The sequence below is a fragment of the Massilia arenae genome (assembly GCF_008014745.1).
Classification (GTDB): Bacteria; Pseudomonadota; Gammaproteobacteria; order Burkholderiales; family Burkholderiaceae_D; genus Telluria; species Telluria arenae.
The window spans coordinates 1-19,550 of sequence record NZ_VPFD01000018.1 but is presented as its reverse complement, the minus strand read 5'-3'; the positions used below and the strand labels follow the sequence as shown (position 1 = coordinate 19,550).

The 19,550-nt window shown below is 67.5% G+C and carries 14 protein-coding genes and 2 pseudogenes; 6 read left to right on the top strand and 10 right to left on the bottom strand.

Going from position 1 to position 19,550, the window contains the following annotated elements; genetic code table 11:
* Positions 1–5: 5 nt before the first annotated feature.
* Positions 6–2,387 (bottom strand): bifunctional salicylyl-CoA 5-hydroxylase/oxidoreductase, encoded by a 2,382-nt coding sequence (locus tag FVD38_RS16825; RefSeq protein ID WP_147935882.1) that lies wholly within the window; start codon positions 2,385–2,387, stop codon positions 6–8.
* A gap of 187 nt (positions 2,388–2,574) precedes the next feature.
* Between FVD38_RS16825 and FVD38_RS16820 the strand changes: the two genes are divergently transcribed.
* From FVD38_RS16820 to FVD38_RS16795, 6 genes are all read left to right on the top strand, one after another.
* Positions 2,575–3,738: a pyridoxal phosphate-dependent aminotransferase gene (locus FVD38_RS16820; RefSeq protein WP_147935881.1), complete on the top strand. Its 1,164-nt coding sequence runs from the start codon at positions 2,575–2,577 to the stop codon at positions 3,736–3,738.
* Positions 3,735–5,984 carry a hybrid sensor histidine kinase/response regulator gene (locus FVD38_RS16815; protein ID WP_147935880.1) on the top strand — a complete coding sequence of 750 codons (2,250 nt, stop codon included), beginning with the start codon at positions 3,735–3,737 and terminating at the stop codon, positions 5,982–5,984. The genes FVD38_RS16820 and FVD38_RS16815 overlap by 4 nt, the downstream gene beginning before the upstream one ends.
* Before the next feature lie 176 nt (positions 5,985–6,160).
* Positions 6,161–8,041, top strand: coding sequence for a putative bifunctional diguanylate cyclase/phosphodiesterase (locus tag FVD38_RS16810; RefSeq protein WP_147935879.1), 1,881 nt, complete (start codon positions 6,161–6,163; stop codon positions 8,039–8,041).
* A gap of 73 nt (positions 8,042–8,114) precedes the next feature.
* On the top strand, positions 8,115–9,761 hold the full coding sequence (locus tag FVD38_RS16805) for a Na+/H+ antiporter (protein ID WP_147935878.1): 1,647 nt from the start codon (positions 8,115–8,117) through the stop codon (positions 9,759–9,761).
* Between the two features lie 104 nt (positions 9,762–9,865).
* The gene (locus tag FVD38_RS16800) at positions 9,866–11,044 is read left to right on the top strand and encodes a DNA topoisomerase IB (protein ID WP_147935877.1); all 1,179 of its coding nucleotides are present in this window, start codon (positions 9,866–9,868) and stop codon (positions 11,042–11,044) included.
* Positions 11,045–11,065: 21 nt separating this feature from the next.
* Entirely contained in the window at positions 11,066–12,121 is a 1,056-nt protein-coding gene (locus FVD38_RS16795; RefSeq protein ID WP_147935876.1) for an L-dopachrome tautomerase-related protein, read from the top strand.
* Here the strand turns inward: FVD38_RS16795 and FVD38_RS16790 are convergent.
* The 9 genes and pseudogenes from FVD38_RS16790 to FVD38_RS16750 form a co-directional block, all read right to left on the bottom strand.
* Complete coding sequence (locus FVD38_RS16790; RefSeq protein WP_187271625.1) at positions 12,102–12,524, bottom strand: DUF4019 domain-containing protein; 423 nt, start codon at positions 12,522–12,524, stop codon at positions 12,102–12,104. The two genes, FVD38_RS16795 and FVD38_RS16790, sit on opposite strands and share 20 nt — an antisense overlap.
* Positions 12,525–12,627: 103 nt before the next feature.
* Positions 12,628–13,824 carry a nicotinate phosphoribosyltransferase gene (gene pncB, locus FVD38_RS16785; protein WP_147935874.1) on the bottom strand — a complete coding sequence of 399 codons (1,197 nt, stop codon included), beginning with the start codon at positions 13,822–13,824 and terminating at the stop codon, positions 12,628–12,630.
* A 48-nt stretch (positions 13,825–13,872) separates the two neighbouring features.
* Positions 13,873–14,379 carry an SET domain-containing protein gene (locus tag FVD38_RS16780; RefSeq protein WP_147935873.1) on the bottom strand — a complete coding sequence of 169 codons (507 nt, stop codon included), beginning with the start codon at positions 14,377–14,379 and terminating at the stop codon, positions 13,873–13,875.
* A 73-nt stretch (positions 14,380–14,452) separates the two neighbouring features.
* Positions 14,453–14,944 (bottom strand): annotated as a pseudogene (locus FVD38_RS16775) (VOC family protein).
* A 25-nt stretch (positions 14,945–14,969) separates the two neighbouring features.
* Positions 14,970–16,649 carry an AMP-binding protein gene (locus FVD38_RS16770; protein WP_147935872.1) on the bottom strand — a complete coding sequence of 560 codons (1,680 nt, stop codon included), beginning with the start codon at positions 16,647–16,649 and terminating at the stop codon, positions 14,970–14,972.
* A gap of 93 nt (positions 16,650–16,742) precedes the next feature.
* Positions 16,743–18,419 carry a 4Fe-4S binding protein gene (locus tag FVD38_RS16765; RefSeq protein WP_147935871.1) on the bottom strand — a complete coding sequence of 559 codons (1,677 nt, stop codon included), beginning with the start codon at positions 18,417–18,419 and terminating at the stop codon, positions 16,743–16,745.
* The gene (locus FVD38_RS16760) at positions 18,416–18,865 is read right to left on the bottom strand and encodes a DUF3306 domain-containing protein (protein ID WP_147935870.1); all 450 of its coding nucleotides are present in this window, start codon (positions 18,863–18,865) and stop codon (positions 18,416–18,418) included. Before FVD38_RS16760 ends, FVD38_RS16765 begins: the two co-directional genes overlap by 4 nt.
* Positions 18,862–19,305 carry a DUF3305 domain-containing protein gene (locus FVD38_RS16755; protein ID WP_147935869.1) on the bottom strand — a complete coding sequence of 148 codons (444 nt, stop codon included), beginning with the start codon at positions 19,303–19,305 and terminating at the stop codon, positions 18,862–18,864. The genes FVD38_RS16760 and FVD38_RS16755 overlap by 4 nt, the downstream gene beginning before the upstream one ends.
* A gap of 10 nt (positions 19,306–19,315) precedes the next feature.
* Positions 19,316–19,550, bottom strand: a pseudogene (locus FVD38_RS16750) (hypothetical protein); the annotation flags it as partial.

The following is a 19,550-nucleotide window of genomic DNA, read 5'->3' as shown; positions in this document are numbered from 1 at the left end:
ACTGGTCAGCCTTCGAGCAGGCGCGCAGCCACCTGCTGCGGCGACAGGCCGTTCGATGCCGCCTGCAGCTGGCGCTCGCGCTCCAGGTTGCGCTCGAGTTGCTGTTTGCCTGCCACGTACTGGCGCGGCCAGGCGGCGCCAGTGTAGCCGATGCGCGCCGCTTCCATCAGCGTCCAGGCCGGGTTGGCCAGGTGCGGGCGCGCCACCGCGCACAGGTCGGCGCGGCCGGCGGCGATGATGCCGTTCACGTGGTCGGCCTCATAAATGCTGCCGACGGCGATGGTCGGAATGCCGGCCTCGTTGCGGACGCGGTCTGCGAACGGGGCCTGGAACATGCGGCCGAACACAGGCCGCTCCTGCTTGCTGACCTGGCCCGACGAGCAGTCGATCATGTCGGCGCCCGCCGCGCGGAACAGGCGCGCGATCTTCACCGCGTCCTGCGGCGTGATGCCGCCCTCGACCCAGTCGTGGCTTGAGATGCGCACGCTGATCGGCAGCCCGGCCGGCCAGGCCGCGCGCACCGCCGCGAACACGGCGAGCGGATAACGGCAGCGATTCTCAAGGCTGCCGCCGTAGGCATCCTGGCGCCGGTTGGTCAGGGGAGAAATGAAACTCGACAGCAGGTAGCCATGGGCGCAATGCAGCTCGAGCCAGTCGAAGCCGGCGTCACAGGCTGCCCGGGTGGCGCGCACGAAGTCGTCCTTGATGCGTTCCAGGTCACCCTGCGTCGCTTCCAGCGCGATCTGCGAGACGCCCTCGATGTACTGCTGGCTGGACGCCGACAGCAGCGGCCAGTTGCCGCTTTCCAGTGGCAGGTCAATGCCGTCCCACATCGGCCGGGTCGAACCCTTGGCGCCCGCATGGCCGAGCTGGATGCCGATCCTGGCATCACTGGCCGTGTGCACGAAGTCGACGATGCGCTTCCAGGCCAGCATCTGCTCCTGCGTGTACAGGCCCGGGCAGCCGGGCGTGATGCGGGCGTCGGCCGAGACGCAGGTCATCTCGGCCATCACCAGCGCCGCGCCGCCCAGCGCCCGCGCGCCGAGGTGGGCCAGGTGAAAGTCGCCGACCACGCCATCCACGGCCGAGTATTGCGCCATCGGCGAGACCACCACCCGGTTCTTCAGCACCACGTCGCGCACCTTGTAGGGCGTGAACATGGGCGGCACCGCCCCCGCGGGCGGCGGCAGGCCGGCCTGCTCGGCCGCCGCGATGGCGAAACGGCGCTCGAAACCGTCGACATAGGCGGCGTCGCGCAGGCGCAGGTTTTCGTGAGACAGCCGCTGGCTGCGCGTGAGCAGCGAATAGGCGAACTGCTCGGCCTCCATGCCCGTGTAGCGCGCCACGTTCTCGAACCATTCCATCGAGTTGCGCGCCGCGCTCTGCAGCTTCAGCACCTCGACCAGGCGCGCCTCGTGGTAGCGCGCCAGCGCCGATGCTACATCCTTCTCGTCATCGAGCGCATCGGCCAGCCCGATGGCATCTTCCAGCGCCAGCTTGGTGCCGGAGCCGATCGAGAAGTGGGCAGTATGGGCGGCGTCGCCCATCAGCACCAGCGGCAACTGGCGCCCATCGACCTCGAGCGGATGCACCCACTGGCGGCAGGCCAGGCGTGGGAAGCGGATCCACATGCTCGATCCGCGCAGGTGGGCGGCGTTCGCCATCAGCGGCTGGCCGTCCAGGTGGCGCGCGAACACGCGCTCGCAGAAGGCCAGCGCTTCGGGCTGACTCATGTCGGCCAGGCCGCTCGCACGCCAGGTGGCGTCGGGCGTCTCGATGATGAAGGTCGAGGTCTCGCCATCATACTGGTAAGCGTGCGCCTGGAACCAGCCGTGCTCGGTTTCCTCGAAAGCGAAGGTGAAGGCATCGAAGCGCTTCTTCGTACCCAGCCACACGAAGCGGCACTCACGCTCCTCGACCTCGGGCTGGAACGCCGCGCGGTACTGCTGGCGGATGGCGCTGTTCACGCCGTCGGCGGCCACCACCAGGTCGGCGCGGTAGCGGCGCGCCAGCTCGGGCACGTCCTCGACCCGGGTCTCGAACACCAGCTCGACGCCCAGCGCCCGGCAGCGCGCTTGCAGGATGTCGAGCAGGCGCTTGCGCCCGATGCCGCAAAAGCCATGGCCGTGCGAAGTGACGGTGGCGCCCTTGATGTGGACGTCGATCACGTCCCAGTGATTGAACGATTGCAGGATGGCGCGCGCGCTCGGCTCGTCGGCCCGCGCCAGGTGGCCCAGCGTCTGGTCCGAGAACACCACGCCCCAGCCAAAGGTGTCCCCCGGCCGGTTGCGCTCGACGACGGTCACCGCATGCGTCGGATGGCGCAGTTTCATGAGCAGGCCGAAATAGAGACCGGCCGGGCCGCCGCCCACGCAGACGATGTTCATTTTCCCTCCCGGTGCTGGTATACGGGATAGTTTAGCCGCCCCAATGCTTGAGGTGTCAATCTCTTGTTGCTCATTTAAGAATCCCCCTCTGAAAATCGCCAGTTTTTAGTACAATCAAGAAAGAACGTACCGAGAGCCCGGATGATGCGCAGCCGGCCACCCAACTTGGATAAACGACACCGACAAGATGAAGATCTCAGACCGAATCGCGCACTCCCGTCCCCTTGCCACCACCGCCATGCACGGCCGCGCCGAAGCGCTGCGCAATGCGGGGGAACGCGTCATCGATTTCTCGATCGCGATTTCGCACTTCCCGGCCCCGCCCACCGTGCTGGACGCGGTCTCGGGCGCTATCGAGCGCGAACGCACCTTGCCGTATACCGAGGTGGGCGGCGCGCTGAAGGTGCGCGAGGCGCTGCGCGCCAAGCTCGCGGCCGAGAACCGGATCGAGGCGCAGGTGGCTGAGATCATCGTGACCAACGGTTGCAAGCAGGCGTATTACCAGGCCTTGTACGCGATGACCGATCCGGGCGACCGCATCGCCGTATTCCGTCCGCACTGGCCGGCCTATCTCGCGACCGCCGAGCTGCTGGGACTCGAGGTGGTGCTGGCCGAGCTGCCGGAGACGCTCACCGAAGCCTGCCTGGCGGCCCTCGGCCGCGTCAAGGTGCTGGTGCTGAACAATCCGCACAACCCGACCGGCAAGGTGTACACCCGGCACGAGCTGGAACTGGTGCGCGACTGGGCGACGGCCGGCGGCGTGCACGTGATCGTCGACGAGAGCTACGAACACCTGATCTATGACGGCGAACACGTCACGCTGGCGGCGCTGTGCGACTGGCGCGAAGTGGGCGTGGTCACCCTGTTCTCGGCCTCGCAAAGCTATGCCATGATGGGCTGGCGGGTCGGTTTCGCGCTTGCCCCCGCCGCGCTGGTGAATGCGATGCAGACCCTGCAGGGACCGATCACGGCCGCCGCGCCGCACCTGTCGCAGGTGGCGGCGGTGGCGGCCTTCGCCACCGGCACCCCGCACGCGCTGCTGCGCGACTACCGCGCGCGGCGCGACCTGGTGGTGGGCCGCTTCGCCGACGTGCCCTGGATCACCATGCATGCGCCGGCTTCCGGGCCCTATCTGTGGGGTGACGTGCGCGGGCTCACCATGGACACGGTCGGCTTCGCCGAGCGCCTGCTGGATGAGGAAAGGGTGGCGCTGATGCCGGGCGATGCGCTCGGCGAGCCCGGCTTCATCCGCATTGGCTACATCTCCGACGACGAAGACACGCTGGTGGAAGGCGTGCGCCGCATCACTGCATTCGGCACGCGGTTAGCGGAGTTGGCGGAGACTCGATGAGCAATTTGCTGGGGCGCTTTCGCCTGAATAGCCTGCGCAGCCGCCTGATGCTGCTGGTGCTGCTGGCGATCACACCGATCGCCATCGTCACCGTATTGGGCGGCCTGCGCGAGCGCGAGGCGGCGATCCGCGCCTCGGAAGAAAACCTCAAGCGCCTCACCGCCCTGGCGGCAGCCAACGAGGCGCAATCGATCGACCGCGCGCGCCAGATCCTGGTCGACCTGGTCAGCGTGCCTGCCCTGATGGGCGACACTGCCGGCTGCAATGCCCTGCTGTCCAATGTCCTCGACCGCAACGAGGGCTACGTCAACTTCGGCCTGATCCAGCTGAACGGCGAGGTCAGTTGCAGCGCGGTGCCGATGCTGCACCCGGTGAACCTGGGCGACCGCAGCCACTTCAAGCGCGCGATCGCCGAACGCCGCTTCATCGCCAGCGACTACGTGTTCGGGCGCGTGATCCGCAAGCACACGATCAATCTCACCTATCCCGTCATCGACCGCTCGGGCGACGTGGTGGCGGTGGTGTTCGCGGCCATGGACCTGGCCGGCCTGGACACCTTCGTCAACGACATCAGCATGCCGCCCGGTTCGATCCTGGAGACGGCCGACGCCTCGGGCAACCTGATCTCGCGCCGCCCCGATCCCGAGCGCTGGTTCGGCAAGCGCGTCACCGGTGAGATGCTGGACGCGATGCGCGGGCCGCACGACCGCGCGCTGGTGGTGCGCGGCGAGGACGGGATTGACCGCCTGCACGCCTTCGCCCGCGTCGGATCGCCGACCCTCACCGACTACACCATCACCATCGGCGTGCCGACCGACCTGATCACCCAGGTCGCCCGCGACGCCCAGTTCATGTCCCTGCTCGGCCTCGGCGCCACCACCCTGCTGGCGCTGCTGGCAGCCTGGCTGGCCGGCGAAAAACTGATCGTGCAACGGGTGCGCGGCCTGACCACGGTCGCGCGCCGCATCGCCGCCGGCGAACTCGATACGCGCACGGGTATCGAATACGGCAACGAGGAAATCGGGCGGCTGGCGGCGGCGCTCGACGAAATGGCCGAGAACCTGCAGAAGAAGGAAGCCGCGCGCGGCCAGGCCGAGCGCGAACTGCGCGCGGCCGACCAGCGCAAGGACGAATTCCTGGCGATGCTGGCGCACGAACTCCGAAATCCGCTGGCGCCGATCAGCACCGGCGCCCACCTGCTCAAGCTGCTGCACTCGGATAACGCCCAGATCACCCAGACCTGCGCCATCATCGCGCGCCAGGTCGAGCACATGACCAGCCTGGTGGATGATTTGCTGGACGTGTCGCGCGTGACGCGCGGCCTGGTGTCGCTGTCGACCCAGGTGCTGGACTTGCGCAACGTGGTCGACGACGCCGCCGAGCAGATCCGCCCCCTGATCGGCGCGCGGCGCCACAAGGTGGTGCTCGACCTGCCGACCGGCCCGGCCCACGTCAAGGGCGACCACAAGCGCCTGGTGCAGGTGGTGGCCAACCTGCTGGGCAACGCCACCAAGTACACGCCGGAGGGCGGCCACATCCAGTTGCAACTGGTCGACGCGGGCGACGACTGGGAACTGAGCGTGAGCGACGACGGCATCGGCATGGAGGCGCGCCTGGTCGAACGCGTGTTCGACCTGTTCACGCAGGCCGAGCGCACCCCGGACCGTTCGCAGGGCGGCCTGGGCCTGGGCCTGGCGCTGGCCAAGAGCCTGGTCGAGCTGCACGGCGGCAGCGTCGGCGCACGCAGCCCCGGCCTGGGCCACGGCAGTACCTTCACCGTGCGGCTGCCGCGCCACCGCCAGGAAAGCCTGCCGCTGGCCGCTCACTTGCCGGGCCACCTGCCCGCAGGCAGCCCGCTTCTCGATGCGACTCCACCGAATGCGCTGCGCATCCTGGTGGTGGACGACAACCTCGACGCCGCGCACACGCTCAACCTGTTCCTGCGCGCCACCGGCCACGAGGTCGAGATCGCCTATTGCGGCGTCGACGCGATCGAGATCGCCAAGGTGTTCGCGCCCCAGGTCTGCATCCTCGACATCGGCCTGCCCGACATGGACGGCAATGAACTGGCGCGCCGCCTGCGCCGCCTGCCGCAGACCAGCGACGCGACCCTGGTGGCCGCCACCGGCTACGGGCGCCAGCAAGACCGCGAAGCGGCCAGCCAGGCCGGCTTCGACCATTACCTGGTCAAGCCGGTCAATACGCTGCAGCTGGGCGAGCTGCTGGCCACGGCCGCCGCCCGCTGAACAGGTCCGCATCGTGTCGACGCGGGCCTGTTGTCATTTCACCTTCGGTCGTTCCGGAACAACAAGGCGGTAAATATCGCGTGACAGGGTACATCCTGCGTGCATAGAATTTGCCAACGAGCAAATTTATGCACTCCGGAGAAATTCTGTGGGCATGCTGACCTGGATGCTGCCTGATGGTTCCCACTGACGATATCGCGCAATGGCGCGAGCGTGTTTTCTCTACCTTGCTGCCAATCGTGCTGGTGCTGGGCATCGGCGCAGCCTTGCCGAGCATCGCCGTGGCGCTGCGCCAGGGCCTGTGGCAGATCGCGTTGATGGATGCGCTGGCCCTGGCCTGGATCTTCGCCATCTGGCGCCTCGACCGGCTGCCCCACACCTTCCGCGTGCTGAACTTCCTGGCCGTGCTGTTCATGGTCGCCATCGGACTGATGCTGGCGGTAGGGCCGGTAAGCCTGAACTACCTGATGGCGCCGCCCATCATGGCCGTGATCCTGCTCGGCAACCGGCCCGGCATGCTCACGCTGGCCCTCGGCGCGCTCTGCATCGTGGCCTTCGGCGTAAACGGCTACGCGAAGCTGTACGTACCGGGGCTGGAGACCGATCCGCTGTTGTCATCGCTGGTGGTGGCGATCAACTTCAGCTGCGTCGGCGCCCTCGTCACCTTCGCCGCCGGCTTCCTACTTAAAGGGCTGGCAAGCTCGGTGCAGGAAGCGCGCACCGCCGCCGATGCCGTCAACCGCCTTGCCTTCTACGACGTGCTCACCGGCCTGCCGAACCGGCGCCTGCTGATGGACCGCCTGGCCGAGCTGGCCGAGCGCGCGCGCCACGGCAGCACCCTGGGCGCCGTGCTGTACGTCGATATCGACAATTTTAAGAACGTCAACGACGCGCGCGGCCATGCCGTCGGCGACGAGCTGCTGCGCCAGGCCGCTGAACGCCTGGCCATGGTGGCAGGAGAGCATGCCTGCGTGGCGCGCCTGGGCGGCGACGAATTCGTGGTGCTGGTGGACGACCTGGGCCCGAACGGCGACGCCGCTACGGCGCGCGCGCTGGCGCTGGCCGAGGAGATCCGCGGCGCGCTGTGCGAGAAGATGATCATCGAGGGACAGCGCTACTATGCCACCACCAGCATCGGCGTCGCGCTGACCGCGACGGCGGACGCGCAGCCACCGCTGCACGACCTGCTGCGTGAGGCCGATACCGCCATGTACCACGCCAAGGCGCGCGGCCGCAACGGCGTCGCCCTGTTCGAGGCCGGCATGCTGCGCGACGCAGAACGCCGCCTCACCCTCGAACGCGACCTGGGCCTGGCGCTGGACCACGGCGAGCTGTCGCTGCACCTGCAGCTGCAGGTGGACGGCGCGCGCCGCCCGAGCGGGGCCGAGCTCCTGATGCGCTGGCGTCGCAAGGACGGCAGCAGCGTGCCACCCGACCAGTTCATCCCGGTCGCCGAGTCGAGCGGCCTGATCGTGCCGCTGGGCGAATGGGTGCTGCGCGAGGCCTGCCTGGCCTGGCATGTGCTGGCGCGCGCCGGCCATCCGCTCCCGCTGTCGGTCAACGTCAGCCCGATGCAGTTCCGCCAGCCCGACTTCGTGGCGCGGGTGGAAAGCATCCTGCAGGAGACCGGTGTGCCGCCCGGCCAACTGGTGTTCGAGATCACCGAAGGGTTGCTGGTCGATCGGCGCGACCGCACCATCGAGCGCATGCACGAACTGGCCGCGCTCGGCATCCGGGTCTCGGTCGACGATTTCGGCACCGGCTACTCGAGCCTGGCCTATCTGACCCGCATGCCGCTTTACGAACTCAAGATCGACAAGAGTTTTATTCGCGACACCCCGCATGACAAGGACGGCACCGCGATCGTGCAGTCGATCCTGTCGATGGCCGGCCACCTGGGCCTGCGCGTGGTCGCCGAGGGCGTCGAGACCGAGGCCCAGGCCGGGTATCTCGCGCGCCATGGCAATGCCAGCATGCAGGGTTATCTGTTCCACCGGCCAATGCCGCTGGACGATCTGTTAGCGCATCTGCGCGGTCTTCCCGAATTACTGGACTGAGCGTCCAACGTAAATCGACGCGATCCCGTATCATTTCATTTTGTCATGCGATGCTTGAACGGGGGGAAGGTCGATGGATGAGGTAGGAATCGTACTGGCAATGCTGCTGGCGGTGGTGGCGAGCGGCTACCTGGTGCGGATGCTGCCGTTCGCCGTCCCCCTGCCGCTGGTCCAGATCGCGCTCGGCGCCGCCATCTCCGGCACTACCAGCCATGGAGTGCGGCTCGAGCCGCACATCTTCTTCCTCGTGTTCCTGCCGCCGTTGCTGTTCCTGGACGGCTGGCGCATTCCCAAGGTCGGCCTGTTCCGCGACCGCTCGACCATCCTCGAGCTGGCGCTCGGCCTGGTGCTGTTCACCGTGATCGGGGCCGGTTTCCTGATCCACTGGCTGATCCCCTCGTTGCCGCTGGCCGTGTCGTTCGCGCTGGCCGCGATCCTGGCCCCGACCGACCCGGTCGCGGTGTCGTCGATCGCGGCGCGCGTGCCGATTCCGCCGCGCCTGATGCACATCCTCGAGGGCGAGTCGCTGCTCAACGACGCCAGCGGCCTGGTGTGCTTCCGCTTCGCGGTGGCGGCCGCGCTCACCGGCACCTTCTCGCTGGGCGACGCCACCCTCACCTTCCTGTGGGTGGCGCTCGCAGGCATCGCAATCGGCGTCGGCCTGACGGTGGCGGTCAGCGCCGCCCAGCGCGTCCTGGCGGCCCGTATCGGCGAAGAAAGCGGCTCGCCAATCCTCATCAACCTGCTGCTGCCCTTCGGCGCCTACCTGGCGGCCGAGCACCTGCAGGCCTCGGGCATCCTGGCCGCGGTGGCGGCCGGCGTCACGATGAGCTACGTCGAGCTGAGCGGCCGAGCGCTGGCCACCACCCGGGTGCGCCGCGCCGTGGTCTGGGATACCGTGCAGTTCGCGCTGAACGGCGTGATGTTCGTGCTGCTGGGCGAGCAGTTGCCGAATATCGTGAAAGCGGCGCTGGTCGCGCCCGAGCTGCCGGCGGCACACGACGTCTGGTGGCTGCTGGGCAATGCGCTGGCCATCAGCGTCGGCCTGATCCTGCTGCGCTTCATCTGGGTCTGGATCTCGCTGCGCCTGACCCTGCTGGCCGCGCGGCGCCAGCAGCAGGCCGTGTACCGCCCCAATCCGCGCCTGATCCTGGCCACCTCGCTGGCCGGCGTGCGCGGCGCGATCACCCTGGCCGGCGTGCTGACCCTGCCGCTGGCGATGCCGAATGGGACACCATTCCCGGGACGCGACCTGGTGATTTTCCTGGCCAGCGCGGTGATCGTGGTATCGCTGGTGCTGGCCAGCATCGGCCTGCCGCGCGTGCTGCGCGGCCTGGAACTGCCGGCCGAGGCGGCCCACGAAAGCGAGGAAGACCAGGCGCGCCACGCCGCCGCGCTGGCCGCGCTGGAAGCGATCGCGACGGCGCCGCCGCCACCGCCGACCGCGGGCTGCGATGCCGAAGGCGCGGCCGAGATGCATGCCAGCGCGGCCGACCAGGTGCGCAGCCTGTACCAGTATCGCCTTGACGGAGGCACTGGCGCCGACATTGCCCCGGAGCGCGCGCGCGCCGCCGAAAACGCCGAACGCCATTACCGCCTCGCCGCGCTCGAGCAGGAACGCGCGGTGCTGCTGCGCATGACGCGCCACAACCAGCTGTCGGACGAGATCGCACGCAAGCTGCTGCGCGAGATCGACCTGGTCGAGGCGCGTTACCGCTGAGCGCGCAGCCGGCACCGGGCTGCGCCTACGTTACTTCGCGTACAGTGAGCGTAGGAATGCAGGGGTAGGATCGACTGGAAGATCCACCTTCCAGCGAACCTGCCATGCCCAGTGAAAAACCGGACGCCGACGCCGTCCCCAGCGATCCACCCGCCGCCGCGCGCGCAGCCGGCCTGCGTTACGTCCATGACGACCGGCCCGGCATCCGGCGCGAAGCCGTCAAGGATGGTTTTCGCTATCTAGACGCCCGCGGCGAACCGGTAACGGACGAAACGGCCCTGGCACGCATTAAGAGCCTGGTCGTGCCGCCCGCCTGGACCGAGGTCTGGATCTGCCCCCAGGCCAACGGCCACCTGCAAGCCACCGGACGCGACGCGCGCGGCCGCAAGCAATATCGCTACCACCCCAAGTGGCGCACGGCGCGCGACGAGGTCAAGTACGAGCGCATGCTCAAGTTCGGCCAGGCCCTGCCGGCCATCCGCGCCGAAGTCGACCGCGCCCTGAAACTATCCGGCCTGCCGCGCGAGAAGGTGCTGGCCACCATCGTCTACCTGCTCGAAGCGACCATGATGCGGGTCGGTAACGAGGAATACGCGCGCACCAATAAATCCTTCGGGCTGACGACGCTGCGCAACCGCCACGCCAAGGTCGACGGCAGCGACGTCGAATTCAGCTTCCGCGGCAAGAGCGGGGTCTATCACAAGGTTAAGGTGCACGACCGGCGCCTGGCGCGCATCGTCGCGCGCTCGCGCGACCTGCCGGGCCAGGAACTGTTCCAGTACGTGGGCGAGGATGGCGAGACACACGCTATCGATTCGAGCGACGTCAATGACTACCTGCGCTCCATCACAGGGGAAGACTACACGGCCAAGGATTTCCGCACCTGGTCGGGAACCGTGCTGGCCGCGCTGGCCTTGCAGGAGTTCGAGAAGTTCGATTCCGAGGCCCAGGCCAAGAAGAATATCGTGCGCGCGATCGAGTCGGTGGCCGAGAAGCTCGGCAATACGCCGTCGATCTGCCGCAAGTGCTATGTACACCCGGCGGTGCTGGACGCCTATCTCGACGGCGCCGCCCTCGAGGTGCTGCGCGAGCGCACCGAGGAGACGCTGCAGGAAGACCTGCACGCCCTGCAGCCGGAGGAAGCGGCGGTGCTGGCCATGCTGCAGCAGCGCCTGCGCCACGAGCAGGAGAATCCGAGGCCGCCGGCGTCACGCAAGAAGCGTGCGCCGGCGAAGGCCGCGACCCGCAAACCATCACGCCCGGCCGCCCGCGCGGCAGCCTGAACGCATCACGAAAGGAATCGCATGACCGCACACACGATCGAACTCGTCGCCCGTTTCGAACACCAGGTCACCGGCGTCTCGGTGTCCGAGGATAACCGCATTTTCGTTAATTTCCCGCGCTGGACCGAGGATAACGCGGTCTCGGTGGCCGAACTTCAGAAAGACGGCACGCTGCGCCCCTACCCCGACCAGGAATGGAACGCCTGGCGCAATGCGCGCAAGGACGACGTATCGCCAAACGACCACTGGGTCTGCGTGCAGAGCGTGGTGGCCGATGGCCGCGGCAGCCTGTGGGTGCTCGACCCGGCCGCGCCGGCCCAGGCCCACCTGGTATCCGGCGGCGCCAAGATGGTGCAGGTCGACCTGGCGGGCGACAAGGTCGTGCGCACGGTCGCCTTCGACGAGAACGCGGCGCCGCAGGGTTCCTACCTGAACGACATGCGTTTTTCCGACGATGGCAAATACGCCTACATCACCGACTCGGGCGTGGTCGGAGCCATCCTGGTGGTCGACCTCGAGCACGACAAGACGGTGCGCCTGCTCGACGGTCATCCGTCGACCCAGATGAAGAAGGGCTTGAACGTAAAGGCCGATGGCGAGGTGCTGCGCCGGCCGGACGGGCGCGGGGTCGAGTTCTCGGCCGACGGCATCGAACTGTCGGGCGACGGCGCCTGGCTGTACTGGCAGGCGATCAAGGGCGACACCCTGTACCGAATTTCCACGCAAGTGCTGATCGAGCGCGGCTTGAAAGGCGAGGACGTCGGCGACGCGGTCGAGGAATACGGCCACAACGGCGTCAACGACGGCCTGCTGTTCGACCGCGGCAGCAACCGCATGTACCTGACCTCGGTGCAGGACGACTCGATCAAGATGCGTGATCTCGACGGGGGACCGCAGGCCGAGTTGCGGGTGGTCGTGCAGGACGAACGCCTGCGCTGGCCGGACACCTTCACCCAGGGGCCAGACGGCACGATCTACGTGACGACCTCGCACATCCAGGATTCGGCCTTCTTCAAACCGGAGGCGCCGGCGGCGCTGCCGACCGAGCTGTGGAAGCTTATTGAATCAGATAGGTGATGACCTTCCAGCCGCCCTCGGCTTCCCGGGACGTGACCACGGTTTCGGTCACGCCTGGCCGGTTGGCGTACACTGCCCCGTATTGGATCACCACATAGTCGGCTTCCGGTGCGCCGGGCAGTGTGCGGGTATAGCGCGCACTGGCGAGGGTGCGCGACTTCAGTTCGCCCAGCGGTGCGCGGGCGCCCGCCAGCATGCCGTTCCACTGCTCGGCAGTGACTGCGCTGCGAAAGACCGTGCCGGCGCTGCGCCAGCTTTCGGCACCGTTGCCCGTGTCGGCGAGCTTGAGCCAGTCTTCGGCGGCCGCCACCCCGGCCTTGGTGTGCTCGGTTTCCTGCGCATGCACGGCGGCGACGGGCATGGCGAACATCATGGCGAGGGCGATCGGTGCGAGCTGCTTCATGGCGGTCTCCAAAGGTTTGGAAAATCGGTAAACCCACAGCATAGCGCGTCGGACGACGCACAGTCTCACACATTCTCGCGGCCCCGCCGGGCTCAGTCCCCGCTCAGTCGCCTGCGTCGTACTTGTTGAACACCTGGCGCAGGTAGGCGATGAAAGTCTCGTCCGTGCTCTGCGACTTGCCCTTGGTATCGGACAGCTTGGCCACCGGCTGGCCGTTGCAGCGCACCAGCTTCATGACGATGTTCAGCGGTTTATGGGGCGTGTCGTTGGTGAGCCTGGTGCCGATACCGAAGCCGGTCATCACGCGGTCGGCGAAGTGACGGTACAGTTCCAGCGCCCTGGGCACCGTGAGCGAGTCGGAAAACACCAGGCGCTTGGTGCGCGCGTCGATGCGCAGCTTGGCGTAGTGCGCCAGCGCCTTCTCGCCCCACACGACCGGGTCGCCCGAATCCTGGCGCAGGCCGTCGAACAGCTTGGCGAAATACAGGTCGAAGTCGGCCAGGAAGGCGTCCATGCCCACCACGTCGGTCAGGGCCGTGCCCAGGTCGCCGCGGTATTCCTGCACCCAGTTCTCGAGCGCGGCCTTCTGGAAGTCGCGCAGGCGGGTGCCGAAGGACTGGTGGGCCTGCAGGTATTCGTGGGCCATGGTGCCGATCGGCGTCAGCTTGAGTTTATAGGCGAGGTACACGTTCGAGGTACCCTTGAAGTACTCGGGCAGCTCGCGCGCCATGGTCGCCACCACTTCGTCGTGCCATTCGCCGGAATAGCGGCGGCGCACGCCGAAATCGAAGAACTCGAAGGGATTGGCGCGCGGCGCCTCCTTGCCGAAGGCGCGCAGCTCGTCGATCTTCTGCTGCAGGCGGCGCCGTGCCTCGGCCAACGTCTCTGCCTGGTCGAAGCGGCGGAAGTACAGCTCGTTGACGATATAGAGCACGAAGATCTCGAAGCCCATCACGTGCACCAGCGGACCGCTGGCGCGGATCACCAGGTGCGGGCCGTCGGTGTCGACCCGGATGAACTTGCGCTGGAAGCGAAACAGGGTGAGGAAGTCGGCGAAATCGCTCTTGATGAAGCGCAGGCCGCGCAGATAGGCCACCTCGCCCTCGGTGAACATCATGCCGCACAGGTAGTCGAGCTCGCGCTCGACGTCGTCCTTGAGTTCGGCCAGTGGATAGGCCGGCTCGTTACGGCAGCGGAATTCGTAGTCGCCGATGGCGCCCGGATGGCTGTGCAGGAGGGCCTGCCACATCGTAAACTTGTAAAGATCGGATTCCAGCAGGCTGCGGACTACGGGTTTCATCAAGGCTCCAGGCATCTGCGCAACAGGCGCGACAGGCTGTATTGTCGCCTACTTCTTTGCGCGGCGCTTTGGAGCCAGCATGGTGCCGGTGCAATCGGGCGCGCCGCAGCGGCAAGCGAACAGCTTCTTGAGCGCGGGCGTGTGGCGCTCGTCGTAGATCAGCGCGTAGTTATAGTTGAGCTCTTCGCCGGCTTCGATGTCTTGCATCGCGTGGATATAGACCTTGCCTTCGTCCTCGAAAGCTTCGCAGTTGGGCGTACAGGCGTGGTTGATCCAGCGCGCGTCGTTGCCGTCGCGGCCGCCGTCGATCACGCGGCCGTCGGCCAGGCTGAAATAAAAAGTATGGTTGATCGGCCCACCCGCTTTCTCGGCGCGCCGTGTGGCCTTGTCCCAGCTGATGCGCTGCCCCTTGTACTGGATGATGCGTTCGCCGGCAGCGATCGGGCGGCGCGCGAAGACGCCGTTGCCATGAACGGGCGACTGGCGCACCTCGTACATGCGGTCTTTATCGGCGGATTTGCTGCCGCCCTTGGTGGCGCTTTTTTTGCTGGTCATCTGATGCCGAATGGATGTTTGATGGAATGCATCCATTATGGCCGCATTCGCTGCTCAGCGGCAGCACGCTTCATCAAGAAAGCCCGGCCGCGGCGCGCAAGGCGGCGACGTCGATCTTCTTCATCGGCAGCAGTGCCGTCATGACGGCGTCGGCTTGCGGACCGGACGTCAAGGACATGATCTCGGTCGGCGTCACCTGCCACGACAACCCGAACCTGTCCTTCAGCCAGCCGCACTGGCGCGCCGCCTCGTCCCCGCCCTCGCCCAGGCGCTCCCAGTAATAGTCGATCTGCTCCTGGCTGTCGCACATCACCATGAACGAGACGGCTTCGGTAAAGTGGAACAGCGGCCCGCCGTTCATGGCGATGCAGGGTTGGCCGTCGACCTCGAACTGCACCGCCATCACGCTGCCCGGCGTCATGCGGTGCACATCCTGGCCGGCGGCGCTGTAGTGCGACACGTGCGTGATGCGCGAGTCGGGAAAGATCGAAACATAGTGCTTGACCGCTTCCTAGGCCTGGGTGTCGAACCACAGGCAGGGCTGGATCGGCGCGTGCAGTTGCATGATCGTTCTCCTGTCAGGTCTGCTGCTAGCCCGGAAAATCCTCTGCCCGGTATTCGACGGTATCCGCGGCCCCGGCGTCGCGCCCCGCTTCTTCGCGGCGCAGCTCGACGCGCCGGATCTTGCCCGAGATGGTCTTGGGCAGCTCGCGGAAGGCGATGCGCCGGATCCGCTTGTAGGGCGCCAGGCGTTCGCGCGTGAAGGCGAACAGCGCGGCGGCCATCTCGCGGCTCGGCTCCACCCCGGCGCGCAGGGTCACGAAGGCCTTCGGCACAGCCAGGCGCAGCGGATCGGGGCTGGGCACGATGGCCGCCTCCAGTACGCTCTCGTGTTCGATCAGCACGCTCTCGAGCTCGAACGGGCTGATACGGTAGTCGGACGACTTGAACACATCGTCGTTACGGCCGACATAAAAATAATAACCGTCGCCGTCCACGCTCGCCGTGTCGCCCGTGTGGTAGTGGCCGGCCCGCATCGCTTCCACGGTCTTGTCCTCGTTGCCTTCGTAGCCGACCATGAGACCGATCGGATTCGCCGCAAGTTCCACCGAGATTTCACCCTCCACCGCCGGCCGGTCGTCGAGGTCGAGCAGCGCGATGCGGTAGCCCGGCAGCGGACGGCCCATCGAGCCCGGCTTGATCGGCTGGCCCGGCGAATTCCCGATCTGGCAGCTCGACTCGGTCTGGCCGAAACCGTCGCGGATACGAATGCCCCAGGCGCGCTCGACCTGCTCGATCACTTCGGGATTGAGCGGTTCGCCGGCGCCGACCAGCTCGCGCAGCACGGGCTTCCAGGCCGCCAGGTCTTCCTTGATCAGCATGCGCCAGGCCGTTGGCGGCGCGCACAACGAGGTCACGCCGCAGCGCACGAGGGTGTCGAGCACGGCGCGGCTGCTGAAGCGTTCGAAATTGAACACGAATACCGTGGCGCCCGCGTTCCACGGTGCGAAGAAGCAGCTCCAGGCGTGCTTGGCCCAGCCGGGCGCGCTGATGTTCCAGTGGACGTCGCCCGGCTGCAGGCCGATCCAGTACATGGTCGACAGGTGGCCGACCGGATAGCTCTGGTGGGTGTGCAGCACCAGCTTCGGTTTCGCGGTGGTGCCGGAGGTGAAGTACAGCAGCAAGGGATCGGTGGCGCGGGTTTCGCCTTCGGGGACGAACACGCTGGCCACGTTCTCGCTGTCCGCGTAGTCGTGCCAGCCGGCCGGCGCGCCACCGACGGCGATCCGGGTGTAGCTGCCGGCCATCGTCTCGAATTTATGGGCTTCGCTGGCCTGGGCGATCACGTGTTTGACCTGTCCGCGCTCCAGGCGGTCGGCCAGGTCGTCGCCCGCCAGCGCCATCGTGGTCGGCACCAGCACGGCGCCCAGCTTGATCCCCGCCAGCATGATTTCCCACAGCTCGACCCGGTTCGGCAGCATCAATAGCACGCGCTCGCCGCGCCGCACGCCGAGATTGCGCAGGTATTCGGCCACCTGGCTCGAGCGCGCCGCCATGTCGGCAAAGGATATCTTGCGTTCGCGGCCGTCTTCCTCGACCACCCACAGGGCGGGAGCGTGATTGTCCCGGGCCTGGTGATCGAAGAAGTCGAGCGCCCAGTTGAAACGATCGAGTTCGGGCTGCTCAAAATCGCGGTAGGCGGTGTCGTAGTCGAGCCGGTGCCGCTGGAGAAAGTCGCGCGCCTGCACGAAGCGCTGGGTTGGCGTCATGGTGTCTCCTGGTCGCAATGCCATGTGGATGGCGGGATGCTGACGCCCCCGCCTCGCGACCATTCTGCCACCGATTCGGTGGGCGGTGATGCCTTAGTTACGACGCAGCGACGTCACCTGCATCTCGTCGGTGGGCGCCATCATGTCGATCACGCGGCAGTCGCCGCACATGCGCAGGCGATCGAGGTTGGCCGCGAACGCCGGGTGGGAGCCCAGGCGCCCCAGCATGTTCTCGACCATCTGCAGCGTACCGAACGGCTTGCTGCAGCGGATACAGTGGAAGGGCTGCGATTCATTCAGCACCACCGCCGCCATGCGCTCGGGCGCGAACGAGATGCGGGGCAGCAGCGCGATCGCGTTCTCCGGGCAGGTATTGGCGCACAGCCCGCACTGGACGCAGTTCTTTTCGATGAAGCGCAGCTGCGGCGCGCCCTGCCCGTCCTGCAGCGCATTGGCCGGGCAGACGCCGACGCAGGACATGCACAGGCTGCAGGCCTGGCGGTCCACAAGCAGCGCGCCGAACGGCGCCTTGACGGGCAAGCCGATATTCGACGGCTGTTGCGGGGCATGGCGGTGCAGGTGGTCGAGCGCGTAGTCGAGGGTGTTGCGCTTCTCGACCGAGAGGTGGAACACGGCCGGCGTGGCCGGCGTATCGCCGCGCGGCGCATGGCGCAGGGCCAGCGCCAGTTCCTGGGCCGCCTCCAGTGGAGAGTTCCCCAACTGGAGCAGCTGGAAGTGCGGTCCGGCATAGCCCAGGCCATCCAGCACGGCCTGGGCTATATGCATCTGCTCACCCAGCGCCTGCACGTATTGCGGCGCCTCGTCACCCGTCGTCAACACGGCGACGCCGGCCGCGCCATAGGCCAGCGCCGCCAGCCAGACGTCGATGCCGGTCGAGGCGACGTGGTGCAGCGAGAACGGCAGGATGCGCCCCGGGACGCTGTCGCCAAGGCGATTGAGCACGTCCTGGCCCTGCGCATCGTGCAGCAGCAGCACCGGCTGCGCGCCGCCCGCCTCGCGGAAGGCGCGCAGGGCAGCCTGGATGCGCTTGCCGGTGAGCGGCACCGGCGGATAGGCATAGCTCATGGCCCCGGTCGGGCACACCGTGCCGCAGGCGCCGCAGCCGGCGCACAGGTAGGGGTTGATTTTCACCCGGTCGCCGTCGCTGGCGATCGCCTGCGCCGAGCAGATGTCGACGCAGGCGGTGCAGGCGTGGATGCCGTTGCGGCCGTGGGCGCAGATGCGCTCCTTGTAACTGAAGTATTTCGGTTTCTCGAAGTCGCCGACCATGTCGAGCAGGGCCTCGACCGCAGCCAGGCGCGCCGCCTCGTCCAGGCCGGGCGCGTGATAACCATGCGGGCGCTGGTGGCTGGCGATCAGGCGCGCCGCGCACAGGTCGAGCACCAGGTCGAACCTGCCCTCGCCCACCGGCTCGCCCGCCGCGCGCCAGCGCGCCTCGAAGGCGCCCAGCCAGCCGGCCACGGCCACTGTCTGCGCCCTGTGCACCGGATACAGGCGCGGCTGCCCGTCCGATTCGTCCAGCAGGAGGACGGTGACCGGCAGCGTGCCGGCCAGCCGGTCGGCCAACGGCAGCGCATCAGCCGCGCTGCCCACGACCAGCGTGCGGCCGTGCGAGCGATAGTCGACGGTGACGGCCGCCTCGAAGTCGGGAAAATCCCGGGCCGCCTGCAGCGCGGCCAGGCGGGCGGCCGCGTCGCGGCCGTCCTGGGCGGGGTCGGAAGCCGCCCCGTCGTTGAATCGGATATTCATGTGGTCTCTTGTGTTGGCGCGCCCTCGCCCTCGGCTGGCGGGTGGTCGTCTTCGTCCTCGCCCAGCAGGCGGTCCAGCACGCCCGGTGCGTGCTTGAGCGCCGCCAGCATGGCGTCGGTGAGCGGCGCGGCCTTGTTGTAGTCGCTGATATAGATGTCCAAACCATCCATCACCGCGAAGTTCGGATCGGCGAACAGTTTTTTGAGCGCCATGCGCTGCACGGCCTTGTCGACGCCCTTGGCGACGAAGGCCGAGTAATCGGATTCCGGCGTCAGGCGCGCCACGTCATCCAGGGTCGGCAGCGGCCGCGCTTCTTCCACCGGCGGCGGCTGGACGGCGGGAACCGGCGCCTCGACCGCCACCGCCTGTTCCACCGGCTCCGGCGACGATTTCATTCGCGCCCAGCGGCGCAGGAAACCTTCCTCTGCAATGACGTCAGCGCTCATCCGTGCTGCCTTCCCTTGCGCGGGCGCGGCGTGAAATGCTCACGCAGATAGCCCGCGACCCAGCTGTAGATCTCGGCCGGCATGGTCACGCCATCGGCCGCTTCGCCCGAATCGAACATACGCGTGCCCTCGATGTAGCTCACCGAGGCGCGCGCCGGCATCGCGCGGTCGCCTTCCATCCGCCACAGCACGAACACCTTCGATTCGGGCGCCATGATGTTCTCGTAATAGCCTTCGTTCTCGTCGGTGTACAGTTCGAGCTCGAGGCCGGAGACCAGGTAGTAGTCGCGTTCCGCGCTTTCGCTCAGCACCGACAGGCGCGGCAGTTCGCCACGGTCCGGCACGATGCCCACCGCGGCCCAGCTGTCCATATCGCCCCAGCGGTGCTGCACCGCGCGCCGCTGCATGATGATGGCGACCGGCATGCTTCCCATTTTCATCGTCGTGCCTTCACTGTTTGGGGGCGTTCTCGGGGATGCCTTTCTTGTTCATCGTCTGCGGCGTGCCGGGCGGCTCGGCGCGGGTCGGGCCCTGCTTGACGTCCTCGCTCGGACGCGCCGTGCCCAGCTTCTCGCTCTTGACCGGCACATTGGCCGCGTGCAGCGCACGCGCCCCGAGCGGCGCGGCGGCCGTGGCGGGCGCGGCGCCCGAGGTGCCCGGGGCGCCGCCTGCAGGGGCAGGCGCC